Below are 15,833 nucleotides of genomic sequence, written 5' to 3'. Positions count from 1 at the left end.
TATAGGGAGGAGCGGGCCGGAGAGCACCCGCGTCGCGAACAGGGTGGCGCTGCGTAGATCGGGCCGACGGGGACGCCGGCGGACTTCGACAGCCGCCGCTCCGGCAGGTTTCGGCGCCCGACCCCTTCGACCTTGCCCCATCCCCATTTGCCGCCATGCCGTCGAATACAATATTTTCCCCAATATCACGCCATCTTGGCAATGATTGGCAGCCTGTCTTCAGCTTTCATGAAGGCCTTCGATGCTTTCATGCGGCCGTCTTCACATGCGTTCGCTGCCGATGCGCAACCAAGGGGCGAAGTTATGCCATACTGGGCCCCAATCGTTGCAGTGTTCGGCCTCAGCTGCTTGATGATCATTCCGGCTCCGGGGATCGAAGGCCTTGTCATCGGCTGCATCTGCGTGCTGATCATCGTCGTCAGCGCGGTTCTGCTGCTGCTGGACCGCCTCGCCTCGCGTGTCCTGGTCCTGGCTGCCCGCGTGAAGAAACGGAGCCGCAGGCCCGGCCGTGCGGTTCATGCCGGATCGGGCATCGCCAGGAAGGTCCGCGCCGAGGTGACGCCCGATCGTTAGAAGTCCCGCTCGACGCCGCTTCCGGACAGCGGCACCACCAGGGCGTCAGGCTCGTCCTCGGCGTCGATCTCGGCATCGGCCTCCCGATCGACCTCGTGGCCCTCGATTCCGGCGATCTCGGCAAGGTTGCCGGCGGCCCGGCGCAAGAGCTTGCGCAGGCGGCGGCGTTCCTTGCCCTCGAATCCATCGAGCAACTCGGCCTCGACGTCATCCCAGATTCGCTCGATCGCCGCGGCCTTGGCGAGCCCGACCTCGGTGAGGCGCACCCGAACTACGCGGCCATCGCCGGCCTCGGCCCTGCGCTCGACGAAGCCGAGGGCGGCCAGCCGCGAGATCGTCTTCGAGGCGGTGGGGGGACGCACGCGCAGGGTCGCGGCCAGGTCGCCCATGGTCATGGTCCCGGCCATGGCCAGCGCCTGCACCACCTGTTCCTGGCCCGCGAAGAGGTCGAGGGCGGCGAGGCGATCGCCGATGCGCGAGCGGTGCAGCCGCGCCGCCTGGACGAGGGCCCAGCCGACGCTCTTCGATCCCGGCGGGCGCAGGCGCTTGGCAGCCTTCGTCATGACCACGGCCTCGTCATCGGCCGTCCTGGCCGCCGATCGCTCTTCAGCCGTCGACATGCGCGTCTCCCAAGCGAACCGACGTCCCGCAACGGCGGGAGGCGCGGCCGGGTAGGGCCGAAACGGTCCGTCACGCGACGCATGTGCCGGCGGCCCGTGAAGCTGAGATGACACCGGCGTGACGCGAAGGGCTCGATCCCCGCCGAAATCATCGGCGGGCGATGAAAATTGACCGGAAGCCGTGCCGGCTCACATGTCCGGGACTTTGCCGGCTCGTTTCCGGTGCCCGTCATGGGAGGCCTCAGCGGGACGTCTGGCGCATGAAGGTGTCGGGCGTGCCGGTGCCCTCGCCGACGAAGGTGATGTCGCGGGGCTCGCGCCGCGGAGTGTCGATGGAGAGGAACACCATCGGCTCCTCCAGGATCGCGGGCACCGAATGCACGATTCCCCGCTTGAAGAAGACCAGCTTGCCGGGGCCGACCTCGACCGGCTCCTCGTCGGCGAATTTCATCAGGCAGCGACCGGAAAGGACGTAGAGGTATTCGTCGCAGGACGCGTGGCTGTGGGGCGGGGTCGGGCTGTAGACCCGGAACACGCGGGCGCTGGCGGCCGCGTCGTCGGTGAAGCGATGGTCGGCGACCATCGTGTCGGACGATGCTGGAAGCCGGCTCGCTTCGGCCGCCACGTCGAAGACGGCATGGGCCGCGATGGTCCGGTCGGGCATGGTGACGTCCCTGCTTCCTCGCCTGTGGTCGTTCCGGAACGTCGTCGCCGGGTTTCGGCCGACGTCCTAAGCAGACATTCGTGGGTTGCCCCACGAATGTCTGCTTAGGACTCTTTGAAGCCGCATCATTTTCTCTCGCGAACCGCGGACCACTTCGCGGAATGATGCTTAGAGCATACTGGGCAGGATCCGGTCGGGCGGGCGATGGCCGTCCATGAAGGTCTTGATGTTGATGATGACCTTCTCGCCCATGTCCGAGCGGCCTTCGTGCGTGGCCGAGCCCATATGCGGCAGGAGCACGACCTTGCCGGAACGCGCGAGCTTGACGAGGCGCGGGCTCACCGCCGGCTCCTGCTCGAACACGTCGAGACCGGCCGCCGAGATGTCGCCCGACTCGATGAGGCGGGCGAGCGCCGTCTCGTCGATGATCTCGCCGCGGGCGGTGTTCACGACGATCGCCTCGGGCTTCATGAGCTTGAGGCGGCGGGCCGAGAGCAGGTGGTAGGTCGCGGGCGTGTGCGGGCAGTTGACCGAGACGATGTCGACTCGCGCGAGCATCTGGTCGAGGGATTCCCAGTAGGTCGCGTCGAGCTCCCGCTCGATCGCACCGGGCACGCGGCGGCGGTTGTGGTAGTGGATCTGCAAGCCGAAGGCCTTGGCTCGGCGGGCGAGAGCCTGGCCGATCCGGCCCATGCCGACGATGCCGAGGCGCTTGCCGGTGATCCGGCGGCCGAGCATCCAGGTCGGCGACCAGCCGGCATCCCAGTTGTCGTCGGGGATGATGCGGGCGCCCTCGGTGACCCGGCGCGCCACCGCGAGGATCAGCGCCATCGTCATGTCGGCGGTGTCCTCGGTGAGGACGCCGGGCGTGTTCGTCACCGTGATGCCGCGTTCGAGCGCGACGCCGACGTCGATATGGTCGACGCCGTTGCCGAAATTCGCGATCAGCCGCAGGTTCGGCCCGGCCCGAGCGAGGATCCCGGCATCGATCTCGTCGGTGACGGTGGGCACGAGCACGTCGGCCTCGCGCATGGCCGCCACGAGGGCGTCCTGGTCAAGCGGCGTGTCGTCGGGGTTGAGGCAGCAATCGAACAGCTCGCGCATGCGCGATTCGACGGCTTCCGGCAGGCGCCGCGTGACCACCACGAGCGGCTTGCGCTTCAACGACGGCATGCTTCCTCCCCGCGGACTTGGCCCGCCTACGACCTCGGCGACGAGGTCCCTTACGCTCTGTTAACCACGCACCGGCAGAACATCCACGAGCGGTCGGTCGGCCATCCCGAGACGTCCCACCGACCGTGGCCTTCTCTATCAGAGAGAGGCCCGAACACAACGTGCGCGAGGGGCCTCCCCGATCCCGAGGCCCGCCGCGCAGCGCCGGACCCGGTGACTGGAGACGCATGATGCGACCCCTCGCTCTTCTTCTCGCCGCCCTCATCGGCGGCTCCTCCGTCGAAGCTTCGGCGGCGCCGTCCGCCTCGGGTCAGCCCGAGGTCGGCCTCGGCCCGGTCACCAAGCTGCCGCTGCCACGCTACGCCAGCCTGAAGACGGACCGGGTCAACCTGCGAGAAGGTCCCTCGAAGGACCACCGTACCCTGTGGGTGTTCCAGCGGGCCGGGCTGCCGATTGAGATCGTGGCCGAGTTCGAGACCTGGCGTCGCATCCGCGATTCCGAGGGGACCGAGGGTTGGGTGCTGCATTCGCTCCTCTCCGGACGCCGGACCTCCATCGTGACGGCGGGCAAGAGCGGCGACAAGGCGGCGGCCATCCCGCTCCATGCCAAAGCCGACGACAGGTCCGAGGAGGAAGCACGGCTCCAGGCCGGGGTCATCGGCAGCGTCAAGTCCTGCAGCGGGACCTGGTGTCGGGTGATCGTCGCCCTGCCGCAGAAGGGCGGCGACATCGACGGCTACATCCGCCAGGACCGGCTCTGGGGCGTCTACCCTAACGAACGGGTCGAATGACGTCACGGCCTCGGGAAATGAAAAAGGCCCGGATGACCGGGCCTCGTCGTTCCTTCAAGTCTCACGATACCGGTCAGGCCTTGCGCAGGCCGATCCGCCGGCGGAGGCGCACGATGACCTCGACGCCGGCGATCTCCATGCCTTCGGGAGCATCGGGCAGGGAATCGACGGTGATGCCGCAATCGGGCATGTCGAGGACCTGACCTTCCTCTTCCAGGAAGAAGTGGTGGTGCTCGCTCGGATTGGTGTCGAAATAGGCCTTCGAGCCGTCGAGGGCGAGCTGGCGGAGCAGGCCGGCCTCGGTGAACTGATGCAGGGTGTTGTAGACGGTCGCCAGCGAGACCGGCACCTTGGCGCGCATGGCTTCGTCGTAGAGCATTTCCGCCGTCAGGTGCCGGTCGCCCCGGCCGAACAGCAACCAGCCCAGCGACAGACGCTGGCGCGTCGGGCGAAGGCCGGCCCGACGCAGACGGTCGCGGAGATCGGAAAGCGGGCAGCCGCGGCGGCCTGCGGCACCGGCCGCTTCGCCCGCCGGAACGGTGGCCCGCGCGTTCAACGCGGCCTGCAACGACATCAGGTTCGACATGAGTGGTACGGAACGCTCGCGGAATGTGCGGGAGACAGACGATCCAGTTATACGGGAGGCCTTGCCGGGCTGCAACCCGATGCCCGCTTTGAAGGCGCAAGGGGCCTGTGCTAACGAGGCCGCGCCGCCGTACCCGTGCGTCGGCGAGGCGCTCTGCGCAGACCCAAAGCCGAGGACCGATCCGCCTTCATGTCTTCCGATCACGATCAGACATCACCGCAGGACACCGGACCGCGAGAGGCCGGTGCGCCGGCACGCGCCTCCCGCTACGGCTACGAGGACCTGCTGGCCTGCGGACGCGGTGAGCTCTTCGGAGCCGGGAACGCGCAGTTGCCGCTGCCGCCGATGCTGATGTTCGATCGCATCGTGTCGATCGGCACGGAGGGCGGCGCCCACGGCAAGGGCCATGTGCTCGCCGAGTTCGACGTGCGGCCCGACCTCTGGTTCTTCGGCTGCCATTTCAAGGACGATCCGGTCATGCCGGGCTGCCTCGGCCTCGATGCCCTCTGGCAGCTGGTCGGCTTCCATCTCGGCTGGCTCGGCGCCCTCGGGCGCGGCCGTGCCCTCGGCGTCGGCGAGGTCAAGTTCACCGACCAAGTCCTTCCGAGCGTGACGAAGGTCGTCTACGGCATCGACATCAAGCGCGTGCGCCAGGGCAAGCTCGTCCTCGGCATCGCCGACGGCTGGCTCGAGGCCGACGGGCGCAGGATCTACGAGGCCAAGGATCTGCGCGTGGCCCTATTCCAGGCGCAGGGCTGACCGCACCGGGGTGCAGCACGCCGGTTGAGATTGCAGCCGTCCCACATTACCTGACGAGTCCTGTCTGATTGTCCATGCGGGGCGCCTCTCGACGAGGGGCACCCGGCGGAGAGAAGCGTCCCCATGCGCCGTGTCGTGATCACCGGGATGGGCATCGTCTCATCCATCGGCAACAATACCGAGGAGGTCCTCTCCTCCCTGCGCGAGGCGAAGTCCGGCATCGTCCGGGCGCCGTCCTATGCCGAGCTCGGCTTTCGCAGCCAGGTCGAAGGCCGCCCGACCCTCGACCCGGAGGAGGTCGTCGATCGGCGCGCCATGCGCTTCCACGGCGGCGGCACCGCCTGGAACCACGTCGCCATGGATCAGGCGATCAAGGATTCGGGCCTGGAGCCCGGCGACATCTCGAACGATCGCACCGGCATCATCATGGGGTCCGGCGGTCCCTCGACCAGGGCGATCGTCGAATCCGCCGCCATCGCCCGCGAGAAAGGTCCCAAGCGCGTCGGTCCCTTCGCGGTGCCCAAGGCGATGTCGTCGACGGCCTCGGCGACGCTGGCGACCTGGTTCAAGATCAAGGGCGTGAACTATTCCATCGCTTCGGCCTGCGCGACCTCCAACCACTGCATCGGCAACGCCGCCGAGATCATCCAAGGCGGTCGCCAGGACATCATCTTCGCGGGCGGCTGCGAGGATCTCGACTGGACCCTCTCGGTGCTGTTCGACGCCATGGGCGCGATGTCCTCGAAGTACAACGATACGCCCGCCCGCGCCTCGCGCGCCTACGACGTCAACCGCGACGGCTTCGTCATCGCCGGCGGCGCCGGGGTGCTGGTGCTGGAGGAGTTGGAGCACGCACGCGCCCGCGGCGCGACGATCTACGGCGAGATCGCCGGCTACGGCGCCACCTCCGACGGCCACGACATGGTGGCGCCGTCCGGCGAGGGCGCCGTGCGCTGCATGCGCCAAGCGATCGACGGGCTGAAAGGCGCCCGGATCGACTACATCAACCCGCACGCCACCGCGACGCCTGTGGGCGACGAGAAGGAGATCGAGGCGATCCGCGAAGTCTTCGGGAGCGAAGACGCCTGCCCGCCTATTTCCGCGACGAAGTCGCTGACGGGCCATTCGCTCGGCGCCACGGGCGTCCAGGAAGCGATCTACTCGCTCCTGATGATGCGGCACGGCTTCATCTGCGAGAGCGCCCATATCGACGAGATCGACCCGGTCTTCGCCGACATGCCGATCCTTCGCCAGCGCCGGGACGGGGTGAGCCTCGGTCACGTGCTCTCAAACTCATTCGGGTTCGGCGGCACCAACGCTACCCTAGTCTTGAAGCATATCGACGCCTGAACGCGGTCACGAGCGGCAAGGCCGCCTTGGAGACCAGCTCCTACGAGAACGCTTTGTTCCGGTTTCGTCATTTTGTAGGATGACGACATTCCCGAACTCACTTTTTTCGCCCTGGACAGCAAAAGTATTTTTTCTCGCATCCCTTTTCGAGGGTCATACGTTGATGCGTCGAACCCCGCCCGAGCCTCACCGGCCAGCGGGACGCAACTTCGGGAGACCCCGTCCATGAATATCAAAACCCTTCTCGCCGCCTCCGTGCTCGCCCTCAGCCTTCCCATGGCGGCGCAGGCCCAGGGCCTCGTCCGTGGTGCCGAGCGCGGCGCTCAGGACGGTGCCGATGCGGCCGGACCTGTCGGTGCTATCGTCGGCGGCGCGGTCGGCGCAGCGACGGGCACTGTCGGCGGCATCCTCGGTGTCGATGACCGTCCCCGCTTCCGTCAGTACGTGACCCGCGAGAAGCGTCGCTCCTTCGATTACAGCGGCGACGTCCGCGTCGGCACCGTTCTGCCGAGCGCCGGCGTGTCCTACTACGACGTGCCCGAGGAGTATGGTGCCCGCGGTACGCGATACACCATCATCAACGATCGCCCGGTCCTCGTCGATCGCAGCTCGCGGATCGTGGAAGTGATCGATTAAGCTCGCTGTCCCAACGGGACTGCGGCAATACGTGAATGCCCCCGGCGATCGATCGCCGGGGGCATTTTTCGTCCTACGTCCGATCGGATCGATGGAACTCGTTTCGCGCCGACCTTTGCAACGACTTACAGTCGATTCGGGTTACCTCCGTTGAGGGACGGGAGACCGGTGCGATGCAGGACAACGACAAGCCCACGGATCAGGCTTCCAAGGACGTTGTCCCGAAGGAGGGCGTCCTGTCCGAGCCGGTCCGCGACCATCTCGGGCAGCAACTGCGCACCGTCTTCACCACCGGCGACGGGGTACCGCAATATCTGGGCGATCCGGTCGTACCCGAGGAGTTCGGGCCTCAGATCAAGCGCTTGGAAGTTCGGCTGAAGACCCACGAGGAAGGCACGGAGGCCGTCGCCCAGGCTCTCGACCAGATCCTCGGCGACCTGAATCGCCCGCCGCCCGTGAAGCCGCTGCGCTAGAGAGCGTCGTCGAGACCGTCACGGGGTTGGACGCGTCGCGAGAATGTCGCGTATCTCGCACAGCAACTTGACGTCGGCCGGCACCTCTGCGGCCGCCTCGGGCTTGGCCTCTTCGCGTTTCTGCAGCCTGTTCATGGCGCGGATCACCAGGAAGAGCACGAAGGCGACGATCGCGAAATTGATCGCGACGGTGATGAACTGCCCGTAGCCGATCACGGCGCCCTGCTTCTTCGAATCGGCGTAGGCGGCACCCTTCGTCACGCTGGACGAGAGCGGGAGGTAAGAGTTCGAGAAATCGAGTCCGCCCGTCACCGCGCCGATGATCGGCATGAAGACATCCTGCACGGCCGAGGTGACGATGGCACCGAAGGCCGCGCCGATGATGACGCCGACCGCGAGGTCGACGACGTTGCCGCGCAGGGCGAACGTCCTGAACTCATCGAGCATCGCCATCCTGAACCCCGTGTCATCGGCAGCCCATAGCGGCTCCCGGCCGGACGTTATGTTCGCCCGACGGTTGCTACAAGCGACCCGGCCTCAGGGCAGGATCGGCGCCTGTGGGCGGTCCGATCCGGACGGCGGCGCGGGGTCGGCTGCCTCGATCCTCAGCTCGTTCCTGGCCTCTTGCTTGGCCCGCCGGCGATACTGCGCCGCGCCGATCGGGATGCCAACGAGATAGGCGAGGCTGAGCGCCACCATGGCCTCGAACGGGAAGCTGATGAAGAGACCGAACCCGGCCACGACCACGAGGAAGATCGGCAGCACGAGGTCGCGCGGCACGCGCTTGCCCATGGTCTTGCCCGAAAAGGTCGGCACCGTGGAGACGACGAGGAGCGCGATGCAGAGGACGTAGCCGAGCACCACGGGTGCGGCCCAGCGCTCCATCGTGAGCCCGAGGAAGTGCAGGTAGAGCGGCAGCATCGCGGTGAGCGCGCCCGCTGGCGCGGGCACGCCGACGAAATAGTCCTTCTTCCATTCCGGCCGGCTTGGGTCGTCGAGCATCGCGTTGAAGCGCGCCAGCCGGAGCGCCATGGCGATGGCGAAGATCAGCGCCACGATCCAGCCCACGGAGCGCAGGTGATGCAGGGCGAAGCCGTAGAGGATCAGGGCCGGAGCACAGCCGAAATTCACGAAGTCGGCCAGGGAATCGAGTTCCGCCCCGAACCGAGAGGTGCCCTTCAGCATCCGGGCCACGCGCCCGTCGATGCCGTCGAGGAAGGCGGCGGCCACGATGGCGATCACCGCCGGCTCGAACTTGCCCTCGAAGGCGAGGCGGATCGCGGTCAACCCGAGGCAGAGCGCCATCAGGGTGATCATGTTGGGGGCGATCATCCGGAACGGCACCGGCTTGAACCGGCGGGGTTTGGGCTCGTCGGCATCGGGCGCGAACGGCGGGAACAGGTCGTCCATGACGGGGCCTTTCAGATCCTGCGGAACTGGCGCTCGGGGCCGCCCCCGAGATCGGCGAGGACGGTCTCGCCCGCCACCGCCTTCTGCCCGAGCCCGACGAGGACGCGGGTGCCCAGCGGCAGGTACACGTCCACCCGCGAGCCGAAGCGGATCAGGCCGAAGCGTTCGCCCACGTTGAGGGTCTCGCCGGCATTGACGAAGCCGACGATGCGGCGCGCGACCAGGCCGGCGATCTGGACGACGCCGATGCGCAAGGGGGCACCGCGATGGCTCGTCTCGATGACCATGCCGTTGCGCTCGTTGTCGTCGCTCGCCTTGTCGAGCTCGGCGTTGAGGAACAGGCCCGGCGTGTAGTGGATCTGGCCGATCAGCCCCGTCACCGGCACCCGGTTCACGTGGCAGTCGAACACGTTCATGAAGACCGAGATCCGGGTCATCTCCGTCTGCGGCAGGTCGAGCTCGGGCGGCGGCAGCGTGGTGACGATGAGGTTGACGCGCCCATCCGCCGGCGAGACCACGAGGCCGTCGGCCACCGGCGTGATGCGCTCGGGGTCCCGGAAGAAGTAGCAGACCCACAGCGTCAGGATCAGGAAGATCCAGCCGAAGAACTGCGAGAAATAGCCGGCCAGCACGGTGAGCACGATGCCGATCAGGATGAAGGAATAGCCCTCCTTGTGGATCGGCACGAGCGTCCGGCGGATCGTTTCGAGAAGGTCGGTCATAGGCCCATTTCGGATGTCCGTTGACTGGCGGCGGCCCAGCGGCCGCCCCTCAGGTTGGCGCTCCTCTTACGGCAACGGGCCCGCGCCGTCATACGGTTTTGGTCCAGGCCCAAGTGTCCTGTCGTCCCAGGCGCAGCGCGAGGACATCTGGGCAAACCGGAAGACTTGCGATCCAACGCGAGCCCGGACACGTCGAAGTCCCATCAATGCATCTGGGACGACCTCATTCCGTTAACGAGGTTCATCCTAACGTAACGGGCGAATGGGCTGTCGTGGCATCGCGCACGGCCTAAACGGAAGCGCCCATGCACAGCACGGCTCGTATTCGTCACGAACTGGAAAGCCTGCTCCCGCAGGCCACGTTCGCCCACCATGGTTCGGTCGCCGTCCTACTGCCTTGCCTCAATGAGGAGGCGACGATCGGGCAGGTAGTGTCGGAATTCCGCCGGTTCCTGCCCGGCGCTACCGTCTATGTCTACGACAACAACTCGACCGACCGCACCGCCGCGGTCGCGGCCGAAGCGGGTGCCATCGTCCGCCGCGAGCGGCGGCCGGGCAAGGGCAACGTGGTTCGCCGCATGTTCGCCGATATTGAAGCGGACTTCTACGTCCTCTCCGGCGGCGACCTGACCTACGATGCCGCGGCGGCCAGCCGCCTCGTCGACGCTCTCGTCGCCGAGCAGGTGGACATGGTCGTGGGTATCCGCAACGGGGCGCCGGGCGCGTTTCCGTTGGGCCACCATCTCGGCAACGCTCTGTTCAGCCGGCTGGTCCGGGGATTGTTCGGCAGCGGCTTCACGGACATCCTGTCCGGATACCGCGTCGTCTCGCGCCGCTTCGCGAAGTCGTTTCCCGCTACGTCTTCGGGCTTTGAGATCGAGACCGAACTCTCGGTTCACGCCCTCGACCTGCGCTTGGCGACGGTGGAGATCGCACTGCCCTATGGCCGACGGCCGGACGGCTCGTCGAGCAAGCTCAGCAAGTGGCGCGACGGGGCGCGACGGGGCGCGCATCCTTTGCAAGATTGCATTCATGTACAAGGCGGTGCGGCCGCTGCAATTCTTCGGCGTATTTGCCTTCACCTTCGCGCTGGCGAGCCTGGCGCTAGGGCTGCCAGTTGCCACCACCTATATCGAGACCGGCCTCGTTCCGCGCATGCCCACCGCCATCCTCTCGGCGGCGCTGATGCAACTCGCCTTCATGAGCCTGACCTGCGGCATCATCGTCGACGCGATCGGCTCCAGCCAGCGCGAACTCAAGCGCATGCGTTACCTCGACTTGCCAGCCCCGCTGGCTCTCAGCGGGTCATGACCGTGACCACCGCCCTTCGACGGGAAATACTACGAGGCCGCGCCGCCGCGATCGCTCGGTGCGCGTCTCGCCGCGGCTGCACGCAACCGCATCCTAGCGGATTTCCTTCGCCTGTGCCGGCCGACCGCCGAAACGACGATCCTCGATATCGGCGTATCGGACGTGGTGACCGACGCCGCCAACGTGCTTGAGCGTCATTACCCGTATCCAGACCATATCACGGCAGTGGGCCTCGGCACGGCCGAAGCCTTCCGGGCGGCCTATCCGGCGGTCGCCTACCGGCAAATCTCCGCTGATTGCCGGCTGCCCTTCCCGGATGGCAGCTTCGACATCGCAACCTCGAACGCGGTCCTGGAGCATGTGGGGAGCCCCGAGAACCAGCGCCTGATGGTGCGCGAGATGCTGCGGGTGGCCCGGGTCGTGTTCCTGACGGTGCCGCACCGCTACTTTCCCATCGAGCACCACACGGCGATCCCGTTCCTGCACTATCACGACGCAACGTTCCGCTGGGCATGCGGGCGTTTGGGCAAAGCGACTTGGGCTGACGAGCGCAATCTCATCCTTATGTCGCGTGCCCGTCTCGCCGCCGTGACCTTGAGCCAGATTCCAGCGGGGCGCCGCGTCGGGGCGCTCGTCATGCTCGCCCTCGCGCCGGCCTGTCTCATCAACGCGGTCGGCGGCCAGAACTGCTTCCTGACCGCATCCCTGCTCCTCGGGGGCCTGCTTGCCCTCGACCGTCGACCGATCCTGGCCGGCATCCTGTTCGGCCTGCTCACCTGCAAGCCGCATCTCGGTCTCGTGCTGCCCTTCGCGCTCCTGGCGCTCGGCGCGTGGCGCACGATCGGCGCCGCGGCCCTCACGACGCTCGCGCTCGTGGCCGCCTCGGTCGGAGCATTCGGCATCGAGCCCTGGCAGCACTATCTCGGGGCGACGAGCGCTTTCCAATACTCGCTTCTGGAGAGATTCTCCGGCTTCTATCCCTACATGATGGCGTCCGTCTTCGCGGGCGCGCGCACGGCCGGCCTCGGCATGAGCGCTGCCTGGATCCTGCAGGCGGCCGTCTCGCTTCACGTTCTCGGACTCACGGTCTGGGCCGTGCGGCGAACGCGCGATCCGCGACTGCGGGCCGGTGTGCTCGCTGCAGCGGCCATGCTGCTGACGCCCTACGCCTTCAACTACGACCTGACCGCCGTCGCCGCCATTCTGACTTGGCGCCTGTTCCGCGCAGACGGGGAGGAAGCTCCCGGCCGGGTCACCATCCTTGCTTGGGTCCTGCCTGCTATGATCATGCCGTTGCAGATGCACGGCTTCGGAGGTGGATCGCTGGTCCTGATCGCCCTCTTCGCGGTCCTGATACGGGAGGTTGCGGCGGAGATGCCGCAGACTGCGCCGCCGATGTCACCCGCGATGGCGCTGGGGTAAGCCGTCCAGGGGGTGAAGACTGGCTCTGGCCCGGCGCCGTCCCTATTCCGCCGGCACTATGTCGGGCGCACGGCGAACCGAGGCCACGGTCGTCCGGATCGGCACGGTCGCGGCCTTCTCGTCCTCCGCCCGCTTCAGGATCTCCCGCGCCTCGTCGGCCTCGCGCTGGCGGTTCCACATCGCCGCGTAGACGCCGTCCTCGTCGAGCAGCCGGTCGTGGCTGCCGCGCTCGACGATGATGCCCTGGTCGAGGACGATGATCTCGTCGGCGTTGACAACCGTCGAGAGCCGGTGGGCGATGACGAGGGTGGTGCGTCCCTTCGAGATCGTGTCGAGGGCATCCTGGATCTCGCGCTCGGTGAACGAGTCGAGCGCCGAGGTCGCCTCGTCGAGAACGAGGATCGGCGGACCCTTCAGGATCGTGCGGGCGATGGCGACGCGCTGCTTCTCGCCGCCCGACAGCTTAAGGCCGCGCTCGCCCACCGGGGTGTCGTAGCCCTCCGGCAGGGCGGAGACGAAGCGATCGATCTGGGCGAGGGCGGCCGCCTCGCGCACCGCGTCGGGGGTCGCGTCCCACTGGCCGTAGCGTATGTTGTAGCCGATGGTGTCGTTGAACAACACCGTGTCCTGCGGCACCATGCCGATGGCCGCGCGCAGGCTCGCCTGCTGCACCCCGGCGATGTCCTGCCCGTCGATGAGAATGCGGCCGGCTTGCGGCTCGTAGAACCGGAACAGCAGGCGCGACAGCGTCGACTTGCCCGCCCCCGACGGGCCGACGATGGCGACCGTGCGCCCGGCCGGCACCTCGAAGCTGACGCCGCGCAGGATCGGCCTGTCCGGGTTGTAGGAGAAGTGGACGTCCTCGAACCGCACCACGCCCGCGCTGATCCGCAGGGGCGCCGCCCCCGCCCTGTCGGCGATCTCGGGGTTGCGGTGCAGGATCTGGAACATGTCGTCGATGTCGATGAGCGCCTGTTTGATCTCGCGGTAGATCATGCCCATGAAGTTGAGCGGCATCGCGAGTTGGATGAGCAGGGTGTTGACGAGCACGAAGCCGCCGAGCGTAGTCCGCCCGGCCATGATGTCGCGCGCGGCGAGCCACATCACGATCGTCATGCCAACAGTGAAGATCACGGCCTGGCCGGCGTTGAGCACGGCGAGCGAGACGTAGGTCTGGGTCGAGGCCTTCTCGTACTTGGCCATGGAGCCGTCGTAGCGCTCGGCCTCCCGCCGCTCCGCACCGAAATACTTCACCGTCTCGAAGTTGAGCAGCGAATCGACCGCCTTGGTGTTGGCGTCGGTGTCGGAGTTGTTCATCCGGCGGCGGATCTCGATGCGCCACTGCGTCGCCTTCCAGGTGAAGGCGAGGTAGGCCGCCACCGTCACGAACACGACGACCGAGTAGAGCCAGTCGAACTGGTAGGCGAGCACCCCGAGCACGAGCAGGAACTCGACGATCGTCGGCACCAGTGTGAGCACCATCAGCCGCGACAGTTCCTCGATGCCGCCGCGGCCCCGCTCCAGCACGCGGGTGAGTCCGCCGGTCTTGCGCTCGAGGTGGAAGCGCAGGCTCAATCGGTGCATGTGCTCGAAGGTCTGAAGCGCCAGGCGCCGCACCGCGTTCATCGCGACCTTGGCGAACAGGCCGTCGCGCACCTGCGTCAGCCCGGCCATGAGGATTCGCGACAGGCCGTAGAGCCCGATCATCAGCATCGGCAAGGCGAAGATCCCGGTGGGGATCTCGGCCGGTATCGTTCCGTCCTTCGCGCTGGTGATCGCGACGAGGGCATCGGTGGCCCATTTGAAGGTGAACGGCGTCACCATCGTCACGACCTTGGCGACCATGAGCAGGCCGAAGGCGAGGAAGACGCGGCGCTGCAGGTCCGGCCGACCGTGCGGCCAGAGATAGGGCCACAGGCGGCGATAGGTGGCGATGAGGCCGGGGCGCTCGGACGGCGCGGTGCCTCCGCTCGCCGCGGGTGCGGAGTCGGGTTTCATGCGGGAATGGTCTCGGGAGGAGGTGTCTTAAGACTCCATATAGACCGGCGGCGGCATCACAACAGGCGCAGCGACCAGTCTGAGGTGCGTTACCCCACCCCGTCGTCGATGATCAGGCGCCGCGCATCGGCGATCTTTCGCAGGATCTCGATGATTTAATCGCGGTGTCGGGTTCCGGTCGGCGACCGGAAGGGCTGGGCCTTGCAGTCCCGTTCGACGACGGCTTCGGCATACCGTGCCGTCACCCCCGTTTCCCGTCCGGCCGCTCGGCGGCATTGATGGGAAGGACGAAGACCTGGCCGGGATAGATCCTGTCCGGGTTGCGGATTTGGCTCTGGTTGGCGTCGAAGATCACCGTGTAGCGGGTTCCCCTGCCATAGACCCTCCGGCTGATTTGCCAAAGGTTGTCGCCGCGGGCGATCTTGGCCGTCCCGATCTCCGGAATGAACACGGTGCGCTCGCCCACCTCGGACCGCTCTGCTCGTCCGGGGTCAGCACGATCGGAAGCGGTCCCGGATCCGACGGGTGCGGTCGAGGCTGCCGGCGTCGCCGGAGCGCTGACGGAAGGGCGCGGATCATCGACGCGTGCCAGGGCGGCCTGTCGCTCGGGGACAACTCCCTGGCGGTCAGGCGTGGGCTGCCGGGGCTCCAAGGGCTTTGATCCCGATGTCGTTGGTCCCGATGTCGTTGATCCCGATGTCTTGGCCTCCGGCACCTTGTATTCGGAAACGGCCGCCTCGGGAGATCTCGCCTCCGGAGGCTTGCCGGCCGGAGCCATCGTCGCCGGGGCCGTCGCCACCGGGGGCTTGGTCGGCGACAGGGCAGCGACCGTGTCGCGCTCGCGGGACGGCCGCTGAGGAGCGGATTTCGGGGCTGCCCCCGGGACGGCGAAGGCCACCTCCGAGCGCGTCTTGACCTTGCCGGAGACCGAATCGACCTCGTCGATGCGCACCCGGTAGTCGCCGGGCGTCACGCCGCGGCCGATGGCGAAAGCGAGGCGGCCGTCCGGCCCGGCACTCCCGGGAGCCACGAGGGTCTCGTTGAGGTAGAGCCGCACGGTCGCGCCGGGCGAAGCCTGGCCGGTCACGTAGAGACGCCCCCCCTCCTCCGCATCGACACTGACGACCTTGACCGGAGCCGGGCTCGGGCGGGCGGCGTCGGACGTCGCCGGCGCCTTGGCCTCCTCCGTCGGCTTGTCCTTCGCTTCCGTCTTGGCGCCGGACGGAACCGCTGCGTCGCTCTTGGTTTTCCGCTTCGCCTCGGCTTTGGCGTCAGGCTTGACCTCGGCCCTGGCCGCCTCCTTCACCGGCGGCGCAGCGACGGGTTCGGGCTGCGACAGTACGAC

Annotated in this window: 17 protein-coding genes and 1 pseudogene; 9 read left to right on the top strand and 9 right to left on the bottom strand. The window is 67.4% G+C overall.

The window, feature by feature from the left end:
• Positions 1-201 precede the first annotated feature (201 nt).
• Positions 202-573 carry a hypothetical protein gene (locus ACFE7U_RS14070; RefSeq protein WP_375410344.1) on the top strand — a complete coding sequence of 124 codons (372 nt, stop codon included), beginning with the start codon at positions 202-204 and terminating at the stop codon, positions 571-573.
• Here ACFE7U_RS14070 and ACFE7U_RS14065 read toward each other — a convergent pair.
• From ACFE7U_RS14065 to ACFE7U_RS14055, 3 genes are all read right to left on the bottom strand, one after another.
• Positions 570-1,193: a MarR family winged helix-turn-helix transcriptional regulator gene (locus tag ACFE7U_RS14065; protein WP_375410343.1), complete on the bottom strand. Its 624-nt coding sequence runs from the start codon at positions 1,191-1,193 to the stop codon at positions 570-572. The two genes, ACFE7U_RS14070 and ACFE7U_RS14065, sit on opposite strands and share 4 nt — an antisense overlap.
• A 241-nt stretch (positions 1,194-1,434) precedes the next feature.
• Positions 1,435-1,857, bottom strand: coding sequence for a cupin domain-containing protein (locus tag ACFE7U_RS14060; protein ID WP_375410342.1), 423 nt, complete (start codon positions 1,855-1,857; stop codon positions 1,435-1,437).
• A 168-nt stretch (positions 1,858-2,025) separates the two neighbouring features.
• Entirely contained in the window at positions 2,026-3,030 is a 1,005-nt protein-coding gene (locus ACFE7U_RS14055) for a 2-hydroxyacid dehydrogenase (RefSeq protein WP_375410341.1), read from the bottom strand.
• A gap of 230 nt (positions 3,031-3,260) precedes the next feature.
• Here ACFE7U_RS14055 and ACFE7U_RS14050 point away from each other — a divergent pair, with 230 nt between their 5' ends.
• Positions 3,261-3,821, top strand: coding sequence for an SH3 domain-containing protein (locus ACFE7U_RS14050; protein ID WP_375410346.1), 561 nt, complete (start codon positions 3,261-3,263; stop codon positions 3,819-3,821).
• A 73-nt stretch (positions 3,822-3,894) separates the two neighbouring features.
• Here ACFE7U_RS14050 and irr read toward each other — a convergent pair whose 3' ends face one another.
• Complete coding sequence (gene irr, locus ACFE7U_RS14045) at positions 3,895-4,407, bottom strand: Fur family transcriptional regulator Irr (RefSeq protein WP_375410340.1); 513 nt, start codon at positions 4,405-4,407, stop codon at positions 3,895-3,897.
• Between the two features lie 189 nt (positions 4,408-4,596).
• Here irr and fabA point away from each other — a divergent pair, with 189 nt between their 5' ends.
• The 4 genes from fabA (at position 4,597) to ACFE7U_RS14025 (ending at position 7,625) form a co-directional block, all read left to right on the top strand.
• The gene (gene fabA, locus ACFE7U_RS14040) at positions 4,597-5,166 is read left to right on the top strand and encodes a 3-hydroxyacyl-[acyl-carrier-protein] dehydratase FabA (RefSeq protein WP_375410339.1); all 570 of its coding nucleotides are present in this window, start codon (positions 4,597-4,599) and stop codon (positions 5,164-5,166) included.
• Positions 5,167-5,289: 123 nt separating this feature from the next.
• Positions 5,290-6,516: a beta-ketoacyl-ACP synthase I gene (gene fabB, locus ACFE7U_RS14035; RefSeq protein WP_375410338.1), complete on the top strand. Its 1,227-nt coding sequence runs from the start codon at positions 5,290-5,292 to the stop codon at positions 6,514-6,516.
• Between the two features lie 225 nt (positions 6,517-6,741).
• Positions 6,742-7,152 carry a DUF1236 domain-containing protein gene (locus tag ACFE7U_RS14030; RefSeq protein ID WP_375410337.1) on the top strand — a complete coding sequence of 137 codons (411 nt, stop codon included), beginning with the start codon at positions 6,742-6,744 and terminating at the stop codon, positions 7,150-7,152.
• A 173-nt stretch (positions 7,153-7,325) separates the two neighbouring features.
• Positions 7,326-7,625: a hypothetical protein gene (locus ACFE7U_RS14025; RefSeq protein ID WP_375410336.1), complete on the top strand. Its 300-nt coding sequence runs from the start codon at positions 7,326-7,328 to the stop codon at positions 7,623-7,625.
• Positions 7,626-7,643: 18 nt separating this feature from the next.
• Here the strand turns inward: ACFE7U_RS14025 and mscL are convergent, their stop codons facing one another.
• The 3 genes from mscL to ACFE7U_RS14010 form a co-directional block, all read right to left on the bottom strand.
• Positions 7,644-8,072, bottom strand: coding sequence for a large conductance mechanosensitive channel protein MscL (gene mscL, locus ACFE7U_RS14020; RefSeq protein ID WP_375410335.1), 429 nt, complete (start codon positions 8,070-8,072; stop codon positions 7,644-7,646).
• 90 nt (positions 8,073-8,162) lie between these two features.
• Positions 8,163-9,035: a CDP-alcohol phosphatidyltransferase family protein gene (locus ACFE7U_RS14015; protein ID WP_375410334.1), complete on the bottom strand. Its 873-nt coding sequence runs from the start codon at positions 9,033-9,035 to the stop codon at positions 8,163-8,165.
• A gap of 11 nt (positions 9,036-9,046) precedes the next feature.
• Entirely contained in the window at positions 9,047-9,796 is a 750-nt protein-coding gene (locus tag ACFE7U_RS14010; protein ID WP_375410345.1) for a phosphatidylserine decarboxylase, read from the bottom strand.
• A gap of 266 nt (positions 9,797-10,062) precedes the next feature.
• Here ACFE7U_RS14010 and ACFE7U_RS14005 point away from each other — a divergent pair.
• The 3 genes and pseudogenes from ACFE7U_RS14005 to ACFE7U_RS13995 form a co-directional block, all read left to right on the top strand.
• Positions 10,063-10,512: pseudogene (locus ACFE7U_RS14005) on the top strand (glycosyltransferase); the annotation flags it as partial.
• A 277-nt stretch (positions 10,513-10,789) separates the two neighbouring features.
• Positions 10,790-11,068 carry a hypothetical protein gene (locus ACFE7U_RS14000; protein WP_375410347.1) on the top strand — a complete coding sequence of 93 codons (279 nt, stop codon included), beginning with the start codon at positions 10,790-10,792 and terminating at the stop codon, positions 11,066-11,068.
• A gap of 165 nt (positions 11,069-11,233) precedes the next feature.
• Positions 11,234-12,490 carry a glycosyltransferase 87 family protein gene (locus ACFE7U_RS13995; protein ID WP_375410333.1) on the top strand — a complete coding sequence of 419 codons (1,257 nt, stop codon included), beginning with the start codon at positions 11,234-11,236 and terminating at the stop codon, positions 12,488-12,490.
• Between the two features lie 42 nt (positions 12,491-12,532).
• Here ACFE7U_RS13995 and ACFE7U_RS13990 read toward each other — a convergent pair whose 3' ends face one another.
• Together ACFE7U_RS13990 and ACFE7U_RS13985 are read right to left on the bottom strand one after the other, a co-directional pair.
• Positions 12,533-14,488 carry an ABCB family ABC transporter ATP-binding protein/permease gene (locus tag ACFE7U_RS13990; RefSeq protein ID WP_375410332.1) on the bottom strand — a complete coding sequence of 652 codons (1,956 nt, stop codon included), beginning with the start codon at positions 14,486-14,488 and terminating at the stop codon, positions 12,533-12,535.
• Between the two features lie 241 nt (positions 14,489-14,729).
• On the bottom strand, positions 14,730-15,833 hold a 1,104-nt coding region (locus ACFE7U_RS13985), incomplete at its 5' end, for a LysM peptidoglycan-binding domain-containing protein (protein WP_375410331.1).

The sequence above is a fragment of the uncultured Methylobacterium sp. genome, assembly GCF_964251405.1.
Classification (GTDB): Bacteria; Pseudomonadota; Alphaproteobacteria; order Rhizobiales; family Beijerinckiaceae; genus Methylobacterium.
The sequence above is the reverse complement of the archived record's forward strand: the minus strand, read 5'-3'. Positions and strand labels throughout refer to the sequence as shown.